The following is a 14,050-nucleotide window of genomic DNA, read 5'->3' as shown; positions in this document are numbered from 1 at the left end:
GAAACGGATTCCAAAGGAACAGACATGCGCGTTTCAAGCTCGATGCTCTATCAGCAAGGACTGGCCTCGATGAACAACCAGCAAAGCTCGCTGCTGCATGTGCAGCAGCAGCTCGGCTCCGGTCGTCGCGTCCTGACCCCGTCCGACGACCCCGTTGCCGCCACCCGCGCGCTGCAGGTGACCCAGGCCAGCGCGGTCAATGACCAGTACGCCACGTCGCGCAAGCAGGCCAATATCAATCTGTCGATGGAGTCCAGCACGCTCACGAGCGTGGTCACCACCATCCAGAATATCCAGACGCTGGTGGTGCAGGCAGGCGGCGGCTCGATGAGCGACGCCGACCGGGCCTCTATCGCGACGTCGCTGCAAGACAGCTACAACCAGTTGCTGGGCCTTGCCAACACCAACGACGGCAATGGCGTCTACCTGTTCGCAGGATACCAGTCCGCTACGCCGCCGTTCGCCACGAACGCCGGCGGCGCGGTCCAGTACAACGGCGATACCAGCCAGCAACTGCTGCAGGTCGACGTTGCACGGCAGATGCCTGCCGGTGACGATGGCCGCTCGGTGTTCCAGAGCGTGCAGAGCACGGCCACCTACGTGGCCTCGGCGCCGGCCGGGAATACTGGCGCGGCGACATATAGCGCGGTCACGGTCACGGACCCAACCAATCCGCTGTATGGCCACAATCTCTCGATCAATTTCAGCAACGCCTCAGGCACGATGCAGTATCAGGTGATGGATCAGAGCGCCGTCCCGCCTGCGGCTGTCGGAGCGCCGGTGAACTATGTGGACGGCACCGGGATCCAGGTTGGCGGGCTCTCGATCACCGTCAGCGGTACGCCGCAGAACGGCGACAGCATCAACCTTCAACCTGCCCAGCAGGCGGGCACGGATATCTTTGCCAACCTGCAGAACCTGATCACTGTGCTGAAGAAGCCCGTGGTGACTGACGCCGACCGTGCCTCGCTGGCCAACGCCCTGTCCACGGCGAACCGCAAGATGAGCAACTCGCTGGACAACGTCAGCACGGTGCAATCCTCGGTTGGCTCGCGCATGCAGGAGCTGGACGCGCTCGATACCATTGGTACGAACCGCGGCCTGAACTATACGCAGACGCTTTCCGGCTTGCAGGATCTGGACTACGCATCGGCCATCACCCAGTACTACCAGCAGCAGACCGCGTTGCAGGCGGCACAACAGTCATTCATGCAGATCCAGGGGATGAACCTGTTCAAGTATCTGCAGGGGTAGTAGATCCGGCCGGAACAAGCGCTTGGCCGCACAAGCCGGCTGCTATCTCACGACGATAGGATATTTCGCCAAGGCATGTGTTTGGCTTCTGAAGGATATCTATTGTCAGTCGAATAGTCATACAGCCGGTGCAGCGCCAGCGCAGTCGCGCATGACCTCGAATACCCGCTTTCACAGTGCACAACGATAGTCAAGACGTTCGCTGGTAGCTCCCGCACGCGTTCCGGCCTGTTCCGGCCTGTCCCGGCCGAAATGCATCTGCGAGCTTATCCCTCGCCCTGGCCGACAGGTCCGCGCTCATATGGGCCACATTGGCAACGCTGAGCCAAAGCACGCGCTCGAATCCATCCAGGCCAGCCGGCGGCCGTCCAGGTGCAGTCACTGAGATGATCGCAACCGACGCCAGCCGTGACAACTTCTCGGCCACATCCCGCGACACCGCCAGCACCTGGCGTGTTCCGTCCCTCTGAGGGCGGTACGGCTTGTCGGCGGCGTCTTTCAGTGGAAGTGGCACGCGTTCCTCCTGGTCATCCCGCCCACGCTTGCAGCAGCACGCCGAGCCGCCGGATGCGCCAATTCAGCTCGTCCTCGGAACACCAGTCATTCTGAGGCACGGAGATGCGCAGCCGCCTCGGCCAGGCAAGTCAGGCAAGACCAGCGCTGGAGAGAGGTGCCGGGGCCGGGACGTTCGCGCCGAGTATCGACTGAAGCTCGTCAAGTTCGCCGCGCTTCGCCAACTGCTTGACCTTCGCGACGAACGATGCGCACGTGGGGTCCAGGGACGCAATCTTCTCCGTCCAGTCCAGCAAGTCGGAGACAGCGCCGAGTTCAACCAGCATGCGCGCCTCGTCCAGCAGGCTTTTGGCGGGTCGCTTGAGCATGGCCACGTCGATTGCCGCGGAGGTCGCGAGCTGCTCGGTACGGGGCAGGTTCAACAGCGTGGCGATCGTGTTGCGCAGGTCGGCGAGACTCACCGGCTTTTGGATATACGCGTCAAAGTGCTCGCCTGCCGTCGACTTGGGCACCGGCACTGCTGACATCATGATCACCGGAACGTGCGGATGCCGGTCACGTGCCGCATGCAATACCGCCCGTCCGGAAGCGCCCGGCATCAGCAGATCTGTCACGATGAGCGAGAACGGCGCCTCATCCGGGGACGACAGGCGATGCACAGCCGACATGCCGTCGCCGTACGCCTCAACGTCAAAGTCAAGACTCAGCAGATCGGCACGCAGAAGTTCGCGGATCTCGGCAGTATCTTCGGCCACAAGCACGCGATGTCCACGCCCATCGATCTGCGGCAGGGTGGCCGCCGGTTCGTGCATACGCAGATTGCTGATCGCGGCTTCGTCCATCTCGTTGACGAGCATATCCATGACGACGGTGGTTCCGGCGCCCGGCACGCTGTCGAGGTGCAGCGTCGCGCCCATCCGGGTGGCCCAGAGCTTGACAATCGAGAGGCCGAGGCCGATGCCCGGCCGATGGTCGTCCTGCTGTGCGCGTACGAACGGCTCGAAGACGCGTGTCTGGTCGACGGTGGCGATGCCGCAGCCGCTATCGGCAATGGAGAAACACAGATTCCAGCGACGCAGCGCCGCATCGACCTCGCGACCCGTGACCGTCAGGTGGATGGTGCCGTGCTCCGTGAACTTCGCGGCGTTGTCGAGCAGATTGCCGAGCACCTGCTGCATGCGCCGATCGTCGAGTTCGATCACGGGCGGCAAGTCGCCGACGATATCGACGGAGAATGTATTGCCGCCGCGTGCCGCGAGCGCGGCGCCATGTTGCGAGACGGTGTCCAGCAAGGCATAGGTATAGGCCGGCTGCGGCGACAGCGCATCGGCATCGCGTCCGTTTGCGTAGTCGATCAGATCGTTGACCATGCCAAGCATATGCGTGGCACTACGGCGGATGATGCGTCCCCGTTCGGCATCCTCTCGGCCATCCGCCTGGATGAGGTCGGCGAAACCGATGATCGACGTGAGCGGCGTACGAAGATCATGGCTGATCCGTGCGAGAAAGTCGGTCTTGACGCGGACGGCGTCGTCGGCGCGGACGAGCGCTTCGCGCAGTTCGCGGGTGCGCGTCGTTACCGCCTGATCGAGTTTTTCCCGGGTCGCCTCGCGTTCCGCCAGCAGCGCCCGCTGCGTACGGTGTTGCTTGAGGACCAGTTGCCGCGAGCGGCCACCGATCACGAGCGAGAGCAGGACCAGCGCACCGATGCTGTCCCAGATATGGGAGGTGCCCGCGTTCCACTCGGGGGAGGCGATCCCGGCGAGGGTCGCCAGTCGCACAAACAGCGTTGCGCAATCCGGCAGGAACGCCAGCAGGATCAGGCGCGCATTCGGTATCCCGCGCCGGACACCGTCCACAATGGCGGCGATCCATAGCAGATTGCAGAGGAAGACGCTTTGCACCGCGAGCGCCGCGCTGGTCCGGTAATCACCGAAGGCGGTCCAGGCGGCGGCGCCGACCTGCGCGGCGATCATCGCAAGATAGATCCAGCGCCAGGCGCGCAAGCGCTCGAATCCCAGGAACCACAGGATCAGCAGCGTGAACAAGGCGACGCTGATGCTGCCGGTGACGCTCGGCAACCGTAGCACCCAGTCCCCCCCCTGACGCAGGAACAGCGCGTACAGGAAGCCTTCGAACGCCAGCTCGTAGACGACTTCGGCGATGATGGCCGCAGTCAGCAGTATGAAGATCCGGTCGCGCCAGACGACTGCCAGCACCGCGGAGATGACGGCTATCGCCAGCATCGCGCCTGCCAGCAGCATGTGGACGATCGTCTCTTCATATTGCGCATCCTGGAATGCGCTCGGGTGCCAGATCTGCAGCGACAGGAGCAGGGCCGACCGGCTCTGCACGCGCACCAGATACCGCATCTGTTCGCCGGGTGCGAGCGTGACCGGAAAGCCGATCTGTGCGGAGTCGATGGGCCGCGCCGCCAGCGGCGCGCCCACCCCGGAGCGGTAGCGTTCCTCGGCCGCGGTGCCAGCATCATCGACCACGTAGAAGGCGACGTCTTCGAGCCGGACAGGATCGACCGCCAGCCAGCGCGTCACCGGCTGCCTGCCACGATTGACGAAGGTGCCGGCTATCCACACCGCCGAGCGGGTGAAGCCGCGCGAGAGCGTGCGCGGCGTGGCTGCCTGCCAGTTCGACTGCCGCAGGACCGCGCCGGCATCCAGGCTGTGCGAGGGATCGTCGAACAGCATTAGCTCCGCCGCCAGCGGGAATTCGTCCTCGACCGAGGCGAGATCGACTGCCTGCGGCCAGGGCGCGTCGGCTGCCACGGCCTGGGGCGCCAGGATCATGACGAAGCAGGCGAACAGGAGCCGGCCCAATGTGCGGAAAGCCGGCAGCGTCACGGATTTCCCCGCGCTGCGCTCTGGCGGTCCCGCACGTTGCGCATGTCGGTCGGCGAGATGCCGAAGCGCGCCTTGAATGCGGTCGCGAAGTTCGCGCCGCTGGTATAGCCGACCCGCATGGCGATGGTGGCGATATCGCTATCGCTTTCGAGCAGCAAGCGCTTCGATTCCCGCAGGCGCTCCTCGCGCACGTAGTCGAACACCGTCAGGCCCGTGCAGCGTTTCAGTGCCTGCGACAGCCGCCGCGCCGAGGTGCCGGTCTGGCGCGCCAACGCTTCCACATCGGGGACATCGACGAAGTTCCCCAAGACGATGGCCCGTACCTGCCGGAAGAGGGCGACATCGAGGCCGCTGGCCTCGTCGCCCGGCGTGGCGATGTCGGTCGTTGGCGAGGGCGTGCTCGCGTCGAACTCGAGCGTCAGGTGGATGGAGACGCGCAGGCGGACTTCATCGAAATGAAATGGCTTGGTGATGTAGTCGATCGCGCCGGCCTCGAGCCCTGCAACACGTTCCTGCGGATGGCTGGACGCCGTCAGGAAAATGACGGGGATATCGCGCGTGGCTGGATCGTCCTTCAGTTGCCGGCAGGCGGCCATCCCGTCGCAGCGCGGCATCGCGATGTCCATCAGGATGAGATCGGGCCGGCTTGCGCGCGCCTTGTTCACGCCGTCCAGGCCGTCGCTTGCCATGTAGACGCGAAAGCCCTGTTGCCCGAGGAAATCCGCGAGCAGACTGCGATCACTGGGGTGATCATCGACGACGAGGATACGAGTCATGGCGCAGAAGGGCAATGGGCATTGGAGAAAAGGCGGAAGCGAGGGCGGGACTCGTCCGGCAGCCCGTTCCCGGAACGGCGGATGGCGGCGCGTGCCTGCGGCGACCGGTGCCAAGGCATGCGCGCCGGCCCTTCCATCCGTAGAGAGTTCATGCACGCAATACGATACCAGATTGCCCATCTGGCCTGCGGCCGCGCCGCCAAATACAAGAGAAAAGTCGATACGTAAAACAATATTGACTGGTGAGCAAAGGGCTGCGCACAGTCAAGCATCGGGTCGCGCTTCGAAATACTGCAGGCGGGATTCGTTCGGCGATATGCCGAAGCGCCTGCGATAGGCCGTCGAGAAATTCTGCCGGGTCGTGTACCCGGTGGCACTGGCAATGGCTTGAATGTCGATGGTTGTCCTGGTCAACAGGCTCGCAGCGTATTGCATGCGTGCCTCGAACAGGAAATCCAGGACGGTGGCGCCGGTGCACCGTTTGAACGCCAGGTTCAAACGCACCGGGTTCGTGCTGAGCGCACCCGCGAGAGACAGTAGCGCCGGCGTTTCGTGGAGCCGCGACAGCAGATGGCGGCGCGCATCCCGGAACAGGTGGGTATCGAGTACGGTGCTTCCCGCCGTCCTGGGACTCGTGTCCCGGTTGTGGCGGCCCGCACGCGCATGGATGCCCAGGCGAAGCGACACTTCCTTCAGCTCGAATGGCTTGACGACGTAATCGATCGCACCCGATTGAAGTCCTTGGACACGCTCGGCCGGCCGAGCCGCCGCGGTCAGGAAGATGATCGGAATCGCACGCGTGTCGGGCGCCGATTTCAGCAGTCGCGACGCAGTCAGCCCATCGCAGGTCGGCATGCCCACATCCATCAGGATCAGGTCGGGAAGAATAGCCAGTGCCTTGCGGAAGCCGTCGTGCCCGTCATTCGCGAGATAGACGCGGCTGCCCTTGGCGCCGAGATATTCCGCCAATAGAAGGCGATCGTCGCGATTGTCATCGACGATCAGAATGCTTAGCCCCGCAAGCGCGTCGCTGTGCGCTTGTGCGGCAGCGTTTGACATGGTTACTCCCGTGTTCGGTCTTCGGCCAGAAGTGCAATGGGTGCCTGCCGGGCAGGCTGCGCACCTCCCGCCGGTTTCTGCCGGTGAGTTGTGACAACCTGGGTTATCGGACAAAACGGGACCACCTTGAGCGCGGCGCTTCGTCATGGCGCACGCACGGCATGGCGCGCGGGCATTCCTTTGGCAGGATCGCCTTGCGCTGCACGGTTCAGTACTGAATATCGGCGTCCGTCAAGAGGCTCATCTGCGGTTTTAAAAATTAATGCCTCGATCAAACTCCTGATGCAGTTGCGCAAAGATGTGCGCTTTCCCGCGGGATTCCTGCTTCATACCATTGGCCCCTCATTCTGACTCTACCTATATCCGTCAATGAAACGGCCATCTTTGAATCACGTATTTCGATTGGTTTGGAACGCTGCAACGAGCAGCTGGGTGGCCGTTGCCGAAACGGCCCGGGGGCGCGGCAAGCCGGGGCGTTCGCGCTCGGCACGCATCGGGACGGTCGCTGCGATCGCGCTGACCTCGGCCGGTGGGGTACACGCCGTCACGCAGAGCATCGTGGACGGTAATGGCGCAGGGGGCTGGATGGTCGGCGTGGCGAGCCAGGCGGCCCCGACGATCACGAGCAACGCCACCTTCACCAATTTCGTGACCCAGGGTGGCGCGGGCAGCGGCGGCGGCGCGGGGCTGGGTGGCGTCTTCTTCGTCAACAGCGGCGCCAACCTGACCCTCAATAACGTGAGCTTCGTGCAGAACGTTGCCAGGGGCGGCGATGGCGGCAGCACGCCGGATGTCAGCGTCAGTGCCCAGACAATCGCGCTGTCGGACAAGAATGCGACGGTGTCGTCGGTGACCGCGTTCCAGCTGACACCGACGCTGGTGAACAACAACGGCACGATCATGGTGACGGGCGCGACCATGAGTTCGGCCAACCCGCTGGTCCAGGCCGGGGAACTGGTCAGTGTCGGCGGCACCGGCTCCGCCACGACCACCATCTCGAGCGTCAACGGCAATGCGGTCACGTTCGGCCAGCCCGTCGCGGTTGACAGCCAGTCGGTCAAGTCGCTCACGAGTGCGCAACTGGCTGCGGGCACCAACGTGATCAGTGCGGCCAACTTCGGCGCGCTGGCCATCTCGGATATCGCGATCGGCATGTCGGTCCTGGGCACCGGCATCCCCCCGGGTACGACGATCAGCAACGTGACCCGCGACCAGAACAATGCCGTCACCGGCATCACGCTGAGCAACGCCGTCACCGCCAGCGGCAGCCAGTCGCTCAGCCTGGTCAACGTCACGCAGTTCTCCGCCTCGCAGTTCGCTGTTTCCGGCGGCGGGCAGGTCCTGACCCTGCCGGCGACCGGCCTGGGCCTGTCGGTCGGCATGACGCTGAGCGGCGACGGCATTCCGGCCGGGACCAAGATCCTGGCCATCAACGGCAACCAGGTCACGCTGTCGCAGGCGATTTCGTCGTCTGCCCTGCAGTTCTCGGCGAGCCTGCCGGCGACCACGGTCGGCCAGTCGACCATCCAGCTGACGGCGGTGGACAGCCATCTGAAGGTCGGCACGGTGGTGACGGGAACGGGCATTCCGCCCAATACCACCATCGTCGCCATCGACCCGGCATCGGGCGTGGTGACTCTGAGCAACGCGCTCACCGGCAAACCGACCGCACTGACCATCCAGAGCATCTCCGCACAAGGCGCGCGCAGCCTGACGCTGACCACGACTTCCGGCCTTCAGGTCGGGATGCAGGTGACCGGCTCAGGCATTCCCGATGGGACGACGATCACAAGCATCAGCGGCAATGTGGTCACCCTCAGTAACGACCTGGCCCCGGGCGTGGCTGTCAGCGCCTTTGTCGCCAGCTCGCCCTACAGCGTCGGCGGATCGCTCAACAATATCGCTGCCACCGGTACCGCGGGAGCGAACGGCGGCAACGGCGTTTCCGGCCCGCAGGCCATTGTCTACGTGACCGATGGCGAAGGGCGCAGCGGCACCAACGGCGGTTCCGGCAAGAACGGCACGGGCGCGGCGGGCGGCAAAGGCGGCAATGCGGGTTCCGGCAGCAACGGGATTCCATTCAACTACGAGATGACCGAGGCCGTCATCAGCGCGACAGTCGATGCTGTGAACAATACGTCGGAGGCTGCGGCGGCCCTCGCCACCTTCCCGCCCGCGGCGGCCTTGTCCGCGGCGCACGTTGCGGCGGCGGCCAAATCCTATGTCGACCTCGGCATCGCGATCGCCAACCTGGCGCAATGGGGCGTTGACCTCTCCAATGGCACCGCCGGGCGTGGCGGCGACGGCGGTACCGGCGGCGGCGGGGGCAACGGCGCTACCTTCTACGGTGGCGGGGCGGGCGGCAACGGTGGCAATGGCGGCACCGGCGCGCTGAGCATCACCGACGGCGGCAACGGTGGTGATGGTGGCGCCGGCGGTGCCGGTGGCTTTGGTGCCGGCGGTGGCTCGGGCGGTTCCGCCGGGCTGGGCGGCGGCACCGGGAACGCGGCCGATGGCAGCGCCGGCGCTGGCGGCAAGGCCGGCTTCGGCGGCGGTGCGGGCAGCGACGGCGACGGACTCGGGGGCACTGGCGGTTCGGGCTATGGCGGGGCCATCTTCGTGCGCTCGGGCGGCAGCCTGACGCTGACGGGCAACGTGCTGTTCCGGGACAACACCGTCCTTGCCGGCTCCAGCAACAATGGTGGGCAGGCGGGCCAGGCTTCCGGCTCGGACATTTTCATGATGAAGGGATCCAATGTGCTGCTGGCGCCCGGCGTCGGCAATACCATCCGGATCGAGGGGCAGATCGCCGACGATAGCGCCGCGAGCATCGCCAGCGGAGGCTATGCACCCGGCGCTGGCGCCGACCTGCAAATCGGTGGCGGCGGCCTGGTGCAGCTGGCCGGCACCAACACCTATTCCGGCAAGACCATCCTGACAGGCGGCACGCTCCAGGCAGACCTGGGGGTGGGGATCAACTCGGCCAGCAGCGTCGTGTTCAACGGCGCCGGCAGCCTGCCGTCCGGCCTGACCACGAGCAACGCGGGCACCTTGCTGTTGAATTCGGACGTGACCCAGCGCGCCGGTACGGCCGTGCCCGGCCAGTTCATCTGGAATGGTGCCGGTGGCTTCGCCGCAGGCACCGCCGCGGGCATCACGGTGGCCCTCGGGCAGACACCGTCCGGCGCGACCCAGAACCTGCAATGGGGCAGCTCCTATCTGTCGGCGAACTCGACGCTGGTGTTCGGCTCGGAGTACAGCCAGGGTGCGGTGCGCTTCCAGAACAACATCGACCTGGCGAGCAACCAGGGCAATATCGCGGTCTATGGCCAATATCTCGGCAGCCAGGGCAATATCGCTCCCGACGCGCGGTACACGGCATACATGGCCGGCAACATCACCAACGGCGGCCTGAACGTCGGCGCCGCTGGCTACAACGGTACGCTGTACCTGACCGGGCAGAACCAGCTCAGTTCCTTCGTCCTGAACGGGGGCCTGGTGTCGACCATCGATGACCACGCCAACCTCGGCCACCTGATGCAGTCCACGGGCGGCAGCGTCACCATCAAGGGCGGCACCTTGGTCCTCGGCGGTGCGGAAAAGATGACCACCGTGGATGTGCAGGCCGGCGGCCAGATCGTGGCCGGCGCCGCGCTGACGACGGGCAATGTCAGCAATAACGGCGTGATCTCGCTGGTCGATGGCGGCACCATGCAGAGCGTCACCAACAATGCCGGAGCGACCTTCGCGACGGCCGGCTCGCTGGCGGTGGCAGGGGCATTGGCCAACAACGCCACCGCCACGGTCGTGCAATCGGGCGACGTGGTCGCGGCCAGCGTGGTGAACAACGGCAACTGGTCGGTCGGCGGCGCGCAGGCCATCCATACCCCGACCCTGACCGGCAACGGCGTCTTCGCCATGGCCGGCGCGGCCGACACGGTCACGATCGACCAGAGCGGCAACTCCACCTTCGCCGGGACCTTCACCGGCAATGGCGGCTTTGCCAAGGACGGCGCCGGCACGCTCACGCTGACGGGGGCCAGTACCAACCTGGGCGGCACCCTGGTGAACGCCGGGACGCTGGACACCACCGGCGGCGGCACCCTGGCGGATACCGGCGCGGTGAAGATCGCCAGCGGCGCCACCTTCACGGCGGGCACGGCCGATCTCATCGGCGCGGTGACCAACAACGGCACCTTCAACGTCAATGCGGTACAAGCCGTGGCGTCGGTGACGAACAACGGCACCGCCAACCTCAATGCCAACCTGGCGAGCGCGGGCACGGTGACCAACAACGGCATCGTCAACCTGTCCGGCGACCGCTCCGTGGCGACGGCCGGGCTGGCCGGCGGCGCATCGGGCGTCATCAACCTGGCGCAGGCCACCGATGTGCTGCACCTGACCCAGAGCGGGGCCAGCACCTATGCGGGCGCCATCGCCGGCAACGGCGCGCTGGAGAAACTCGGCACCGGGACGCTGACGCTGACCGGCGCCAATACCTACAACGGCGGCACCCTGGTGACCGCAGGGACGCTGGACACGACCGGGGGCGGCACCCTGGCGGACACCGGCACGGTAGCGATCGCCAGCGGCGCCACCTTCACGGCGGGCACGGTTGATACCATCGGCGCGGTGACCAATAGCGGCACCTTCAACGTCAACGCGGCACAAACCGTGGCGGCCGTGACGAACAACGGCGGTGCCACGGTCGCACAATCGAGCGACCTGGCCGCGGGTAGTGTCGTCAACAACGGCAACTGGTCGGTCAGCGGCGCGCGGGCCATCCATACCCCGACCCTGACCGGCAACGGCGTCTTCGCCATGGCCGGCGCGGCCGACACGGTCACGATCGACCAGAGCGGCAACGCCACCTTCGCCGGGACCTTCACCGGCAATGGCGGCTTTGCCAAGGACGGCGCCGGCACGCTCACGCTGACGGGGGCCAGTACCAACCTGGGCGGCACCCTGGTGAACGCCGGGACGCTGGACACCACCGGCGGCGGCACCCTGGCGGATACCGGCGCGGTGAAGATCGCCAGCGGCGCCACCTTCACGGCGGGCACGGCCGATGTCATTGGCGCGGTGACCAACAACGGCACCTTCAACGTCAATACGGTACAAGCCGTGGCGTCGGTGACGAACAACGGCACCGCCAACCTCAATGCCAACCTGGCGAGCGTGGGCAAGGTGACCAACAACGGCACCGTCAACGTGTCCGGCGACCGCTCCGTGGCGACGGCCGGGCTGGCCGGCGGCGCATCGGGTGTCGTCAATGTGCAGCCGGGCAGCGTGCTGCGGCTAGCGCAGTCGGGCGACTCCACCTATGCGGGCGCCATCGTCGGCGCCGGCTCGATGGTGAAGGAAGGCAGCGGCACGCTCACGCTTTCCCGTGCGGCGGGCAGCCCCGCCGGGGCCGTGAATATCGGCGGCACCCTGGTCATCAACCAGGGCGTGGTCGCGCTCGACGGCGACGCCATTCTCAGCCAGTCGATGAATGTCGCCGTCAACAGCAGCCAGGGCGCGGTCGGCACGCTGAAACTGATCAGCGGGAACGAGAGCATCCATGCGCTGAGCGGCGCCGGCAACATCGATCTGGGGGCGAATCGCCTGACCGTCCAGCAAGGCGGCGAGTTCTCCGGCACGGTAACCGGCTCCGGCGTCTTCGACGTCCGCGGCGGCAGCTTCAACGTCAACAATACGCTGGCGTCGACCGATGCAAACAGCGCGTTCTCGCTGGGCGGCACCACGGGAACGGTGTCCGCGACGGTCACCTCGGGCAGCACGCTGTCCTTCCCCCTGATCCAGCTGAACCAGGGCGCTACGTTGTCGGTGGCATCCGGCGGCGCGGCCAGGGCGACCACCATCGACCTCAACTCGAACGCGCTGCTGTCGGTGGGCGCGCAGGCCAATGTCACCTCCAGCACGGTCAACGTCTTCGACAGTGCCAGGCTGGATGTGCAAGGCTCGCTAGCCGCCGGCACCATCTCCGTGGTCTCGAACAACCCGGGCGCGGTACCGTCGCTGCATCTCGGCAATGCCGCCGACCCCTCGGTGCTGGGTACGGTGACCGCCTCCAATACGGAGATCATCGGTGGCGTCCTGTCCGGTAACGGCTCGCTATCGGGCAACCTGGTGATGGGAGCGAACTCGCTGCTGTCCCCGGGCAACTCTCCCGGCAGGCTGCAGGTGGAGAACCTGACCCTGGGCAGTGGATCCACGAGCAAGATGGAGATCGCCAATGCCGCATTCAACCGCGTTGCCGGCAAGGACTTCGACCAGGTCAAGGTGACCGGATCGCTCAAGATCCAGGATGGCGCGACGCTCAACATTGCCAACTACAACGGCGGTGCGGATGTCGCGTTCGGCGAGGTCATCCCGCTGTTCGCCTACACACCGGGGCAACTGAGCGGCGCATTCTCTACCGTGCAGAAGGGCTATGGACAAGAAGCCTTGTTCAGCCTGGGCACCGGCAGCGTGATCGGCCTGGGCAGCGCCGGCTACAGCGGCTTCTATCAAGCGGTCGCGAAAAATGCCAATGACAGCGCCATCCTGAGCGGACTCGCAGTCAATTCGGCCGGCAACGTCAAGCAATTCCACGGCGCAAGCCTGCTCGACCGGCTGGTGACGACGCTTGCTGCTGGCGGCAGTACCGAGACCGTATTCGCCAAGTTCTCGCCAGAGGCGTACACCAGCCTGACCGAGCAAGGCAAGCAGGCCCTGTTCTTCTCGCCGGGCTCGGACATCGCTGGCGATATCGGCAGGACGCAGCAGGGCGTAGATGCCAGCGTGTTCGGCGGCCGCCGCAGTGCCGACAACGCAGGCTATGCCTCTTACGCGCTGAAGACGGATGGCCTGCAAGGCAGCTACACCGGGGTGCTGAAGAACACGGTATGGAAGGCGAACCTGGTGGTCGACGATGTCTCGACCAGCAGCAGCTATCTGAATGGCAGGTCGAACGGCGTGACCGGCTCGCTTTCGGCGGCCACGGAACTGCCCGGAGGACTGGGACTGCATGCCCTGGCCCGTGCCGCCTTCAGCTACTACCGGAGCGATCTGACCCGCCAGACCGGCAATGGATCCGCCAAGGCTGATGGCGTGTCGTCCGATGCCTGGCTGGGTTCGATTGGTCTGGCCCACGTGTTCAACGGTGCAAGCCTGCGCCTGCAGACAACGCTGGAGGTCGCCCCGTACTCGGTCCGGACCAACGGGTTCTCCGAAGTGAATGCGGCGTCGCCGTCCGACGCACTGTCCGTGCAGCAGTTGAAGCAGAGCGGCGCCGCGTTCATGCTGGGCATGAGCCTCAGCGGCAATGTCACCGACCGCTTCGGCTTCGACACCGGCTTCAAGATCATCCGGGACAGCCGGCGCGACCATTCGGTGGTAGCCAGCGTTGCAACGGAAAGCGCGAACTTCACGGTGCGCAATCCGGGGTTCGGTCAGACCCAGTTCAGTGTGAAGGGTGCGTTGAATTACCGGTTGGCGCGCGACATGCAGGTGGGACTCGGGGTCTACTACTTTGGCGGGAGCGATGTGCAGGGGAAGCTGTCGTTTGACAAGCGCTTCTGATTGCATCCGTATCCAATTGCCATC

General features: G+C 65.6%; 5 protein-coding genes. 2 read left to right on the top strand and 3 right to left on the bottom strand.

What is annotated here, in order from left to right; translation table 11 throughout:
• Positions 1 to 24 precede the first annotated feature (24 nt).
• Complete coding sequence (gene flgL / locus F7R26_RS33985; protein ID WP_150992464.1) at positions 25 to 1,254, top strand: flagellar hook-associated protein FlgL; 1,230 nt, start codon at positions 25 to 27, stop codon at positions 1,252 to 1,254.
• Positions 1,255 to 1,898: 644 nt separating this feature from the next.
• On the opposite strand, the gene F7R26_RS33980 is transcribed toward flgL, so the two are convergent.
• The 3 genes from F7R26_RS33980 to F7R26_RS33970 form a co-directional block, all read right to left on the bottom strand.
• The gene (locus F7R26_RS33980) at positions 1,899 to 4,625 is read right to left on the bottom strand and encodes a hybrid sensor histidine kinase/response regulator (RefSeq protein ID WP_241754641.1); all 2,727 of its coding nucleotides are present in this window, start codon (positions 4,623 to 4,625) and stop codon (positions 1,899 to 1,901) included.
• Positions 4,622 to 5,581: a response regulator transcription factor gene (locus F7R26_RS33975; protein WP_416351356.1), complete on the bottom strand. Its 960-nt coding sequence runs from the start codon at positions 5,579 to 5,581 to the stop codon at positions 4,622 to 4,624. Before F7R26_RS33975 ends, F7R26_RS33980 begins: the two co-directional genes overlap by 4 nt.
• 84 nt (positions 5,582 to 5,665) lie before the next feature.
• On the bottom strand, positions 5,666 to 6,460 hold the full coding sequence (locus F7R26_RS33970) for a response regulator transcription factor (protein ID WP_150992466.1): 795 nt from the start codon (positions 6,458 to 6,460) through the stop codon (positions 5,666 to 5,668).
• A 432-nt stretch (positions 6,461 to 6,892) separates the two neighbouring features.
• Between F7R26_RS33970 and F7R26_RS33965 the strand changes: the two genes are divergently transcribed.
• The gene (locus F7R26_RS33965) at positions 6,893 to 14,026 is read left to right on the top strand and encodes an autotransporter-associated beta strand repeat-containing protein (protein ID WP_241754640.1); all 7,134 of its coding nucleotides are present in this window, start codon (positions 6,893 to 6,895) and stop codon (positions 14,024 to 14,026) included.
• Positions 14,027 to 14,050 lie beyond the last annotated feature (24 nt).

Origin of the sequence: Cupriavidus basilensis (assembly GCF_008801925.2) — a bacterium.
In the GTDB taxonomy this organism is placed as follows: domain Bacteria; phylum Pseudomonadota; class Gammaproteobacteria; order Burkholderiales; family Burkholderiaceae; genus Cupriavidus; species Cupriavidus basilensis.
This window is presented reverse-complemented; position numbering and strand designations above follow the sequence as displayed.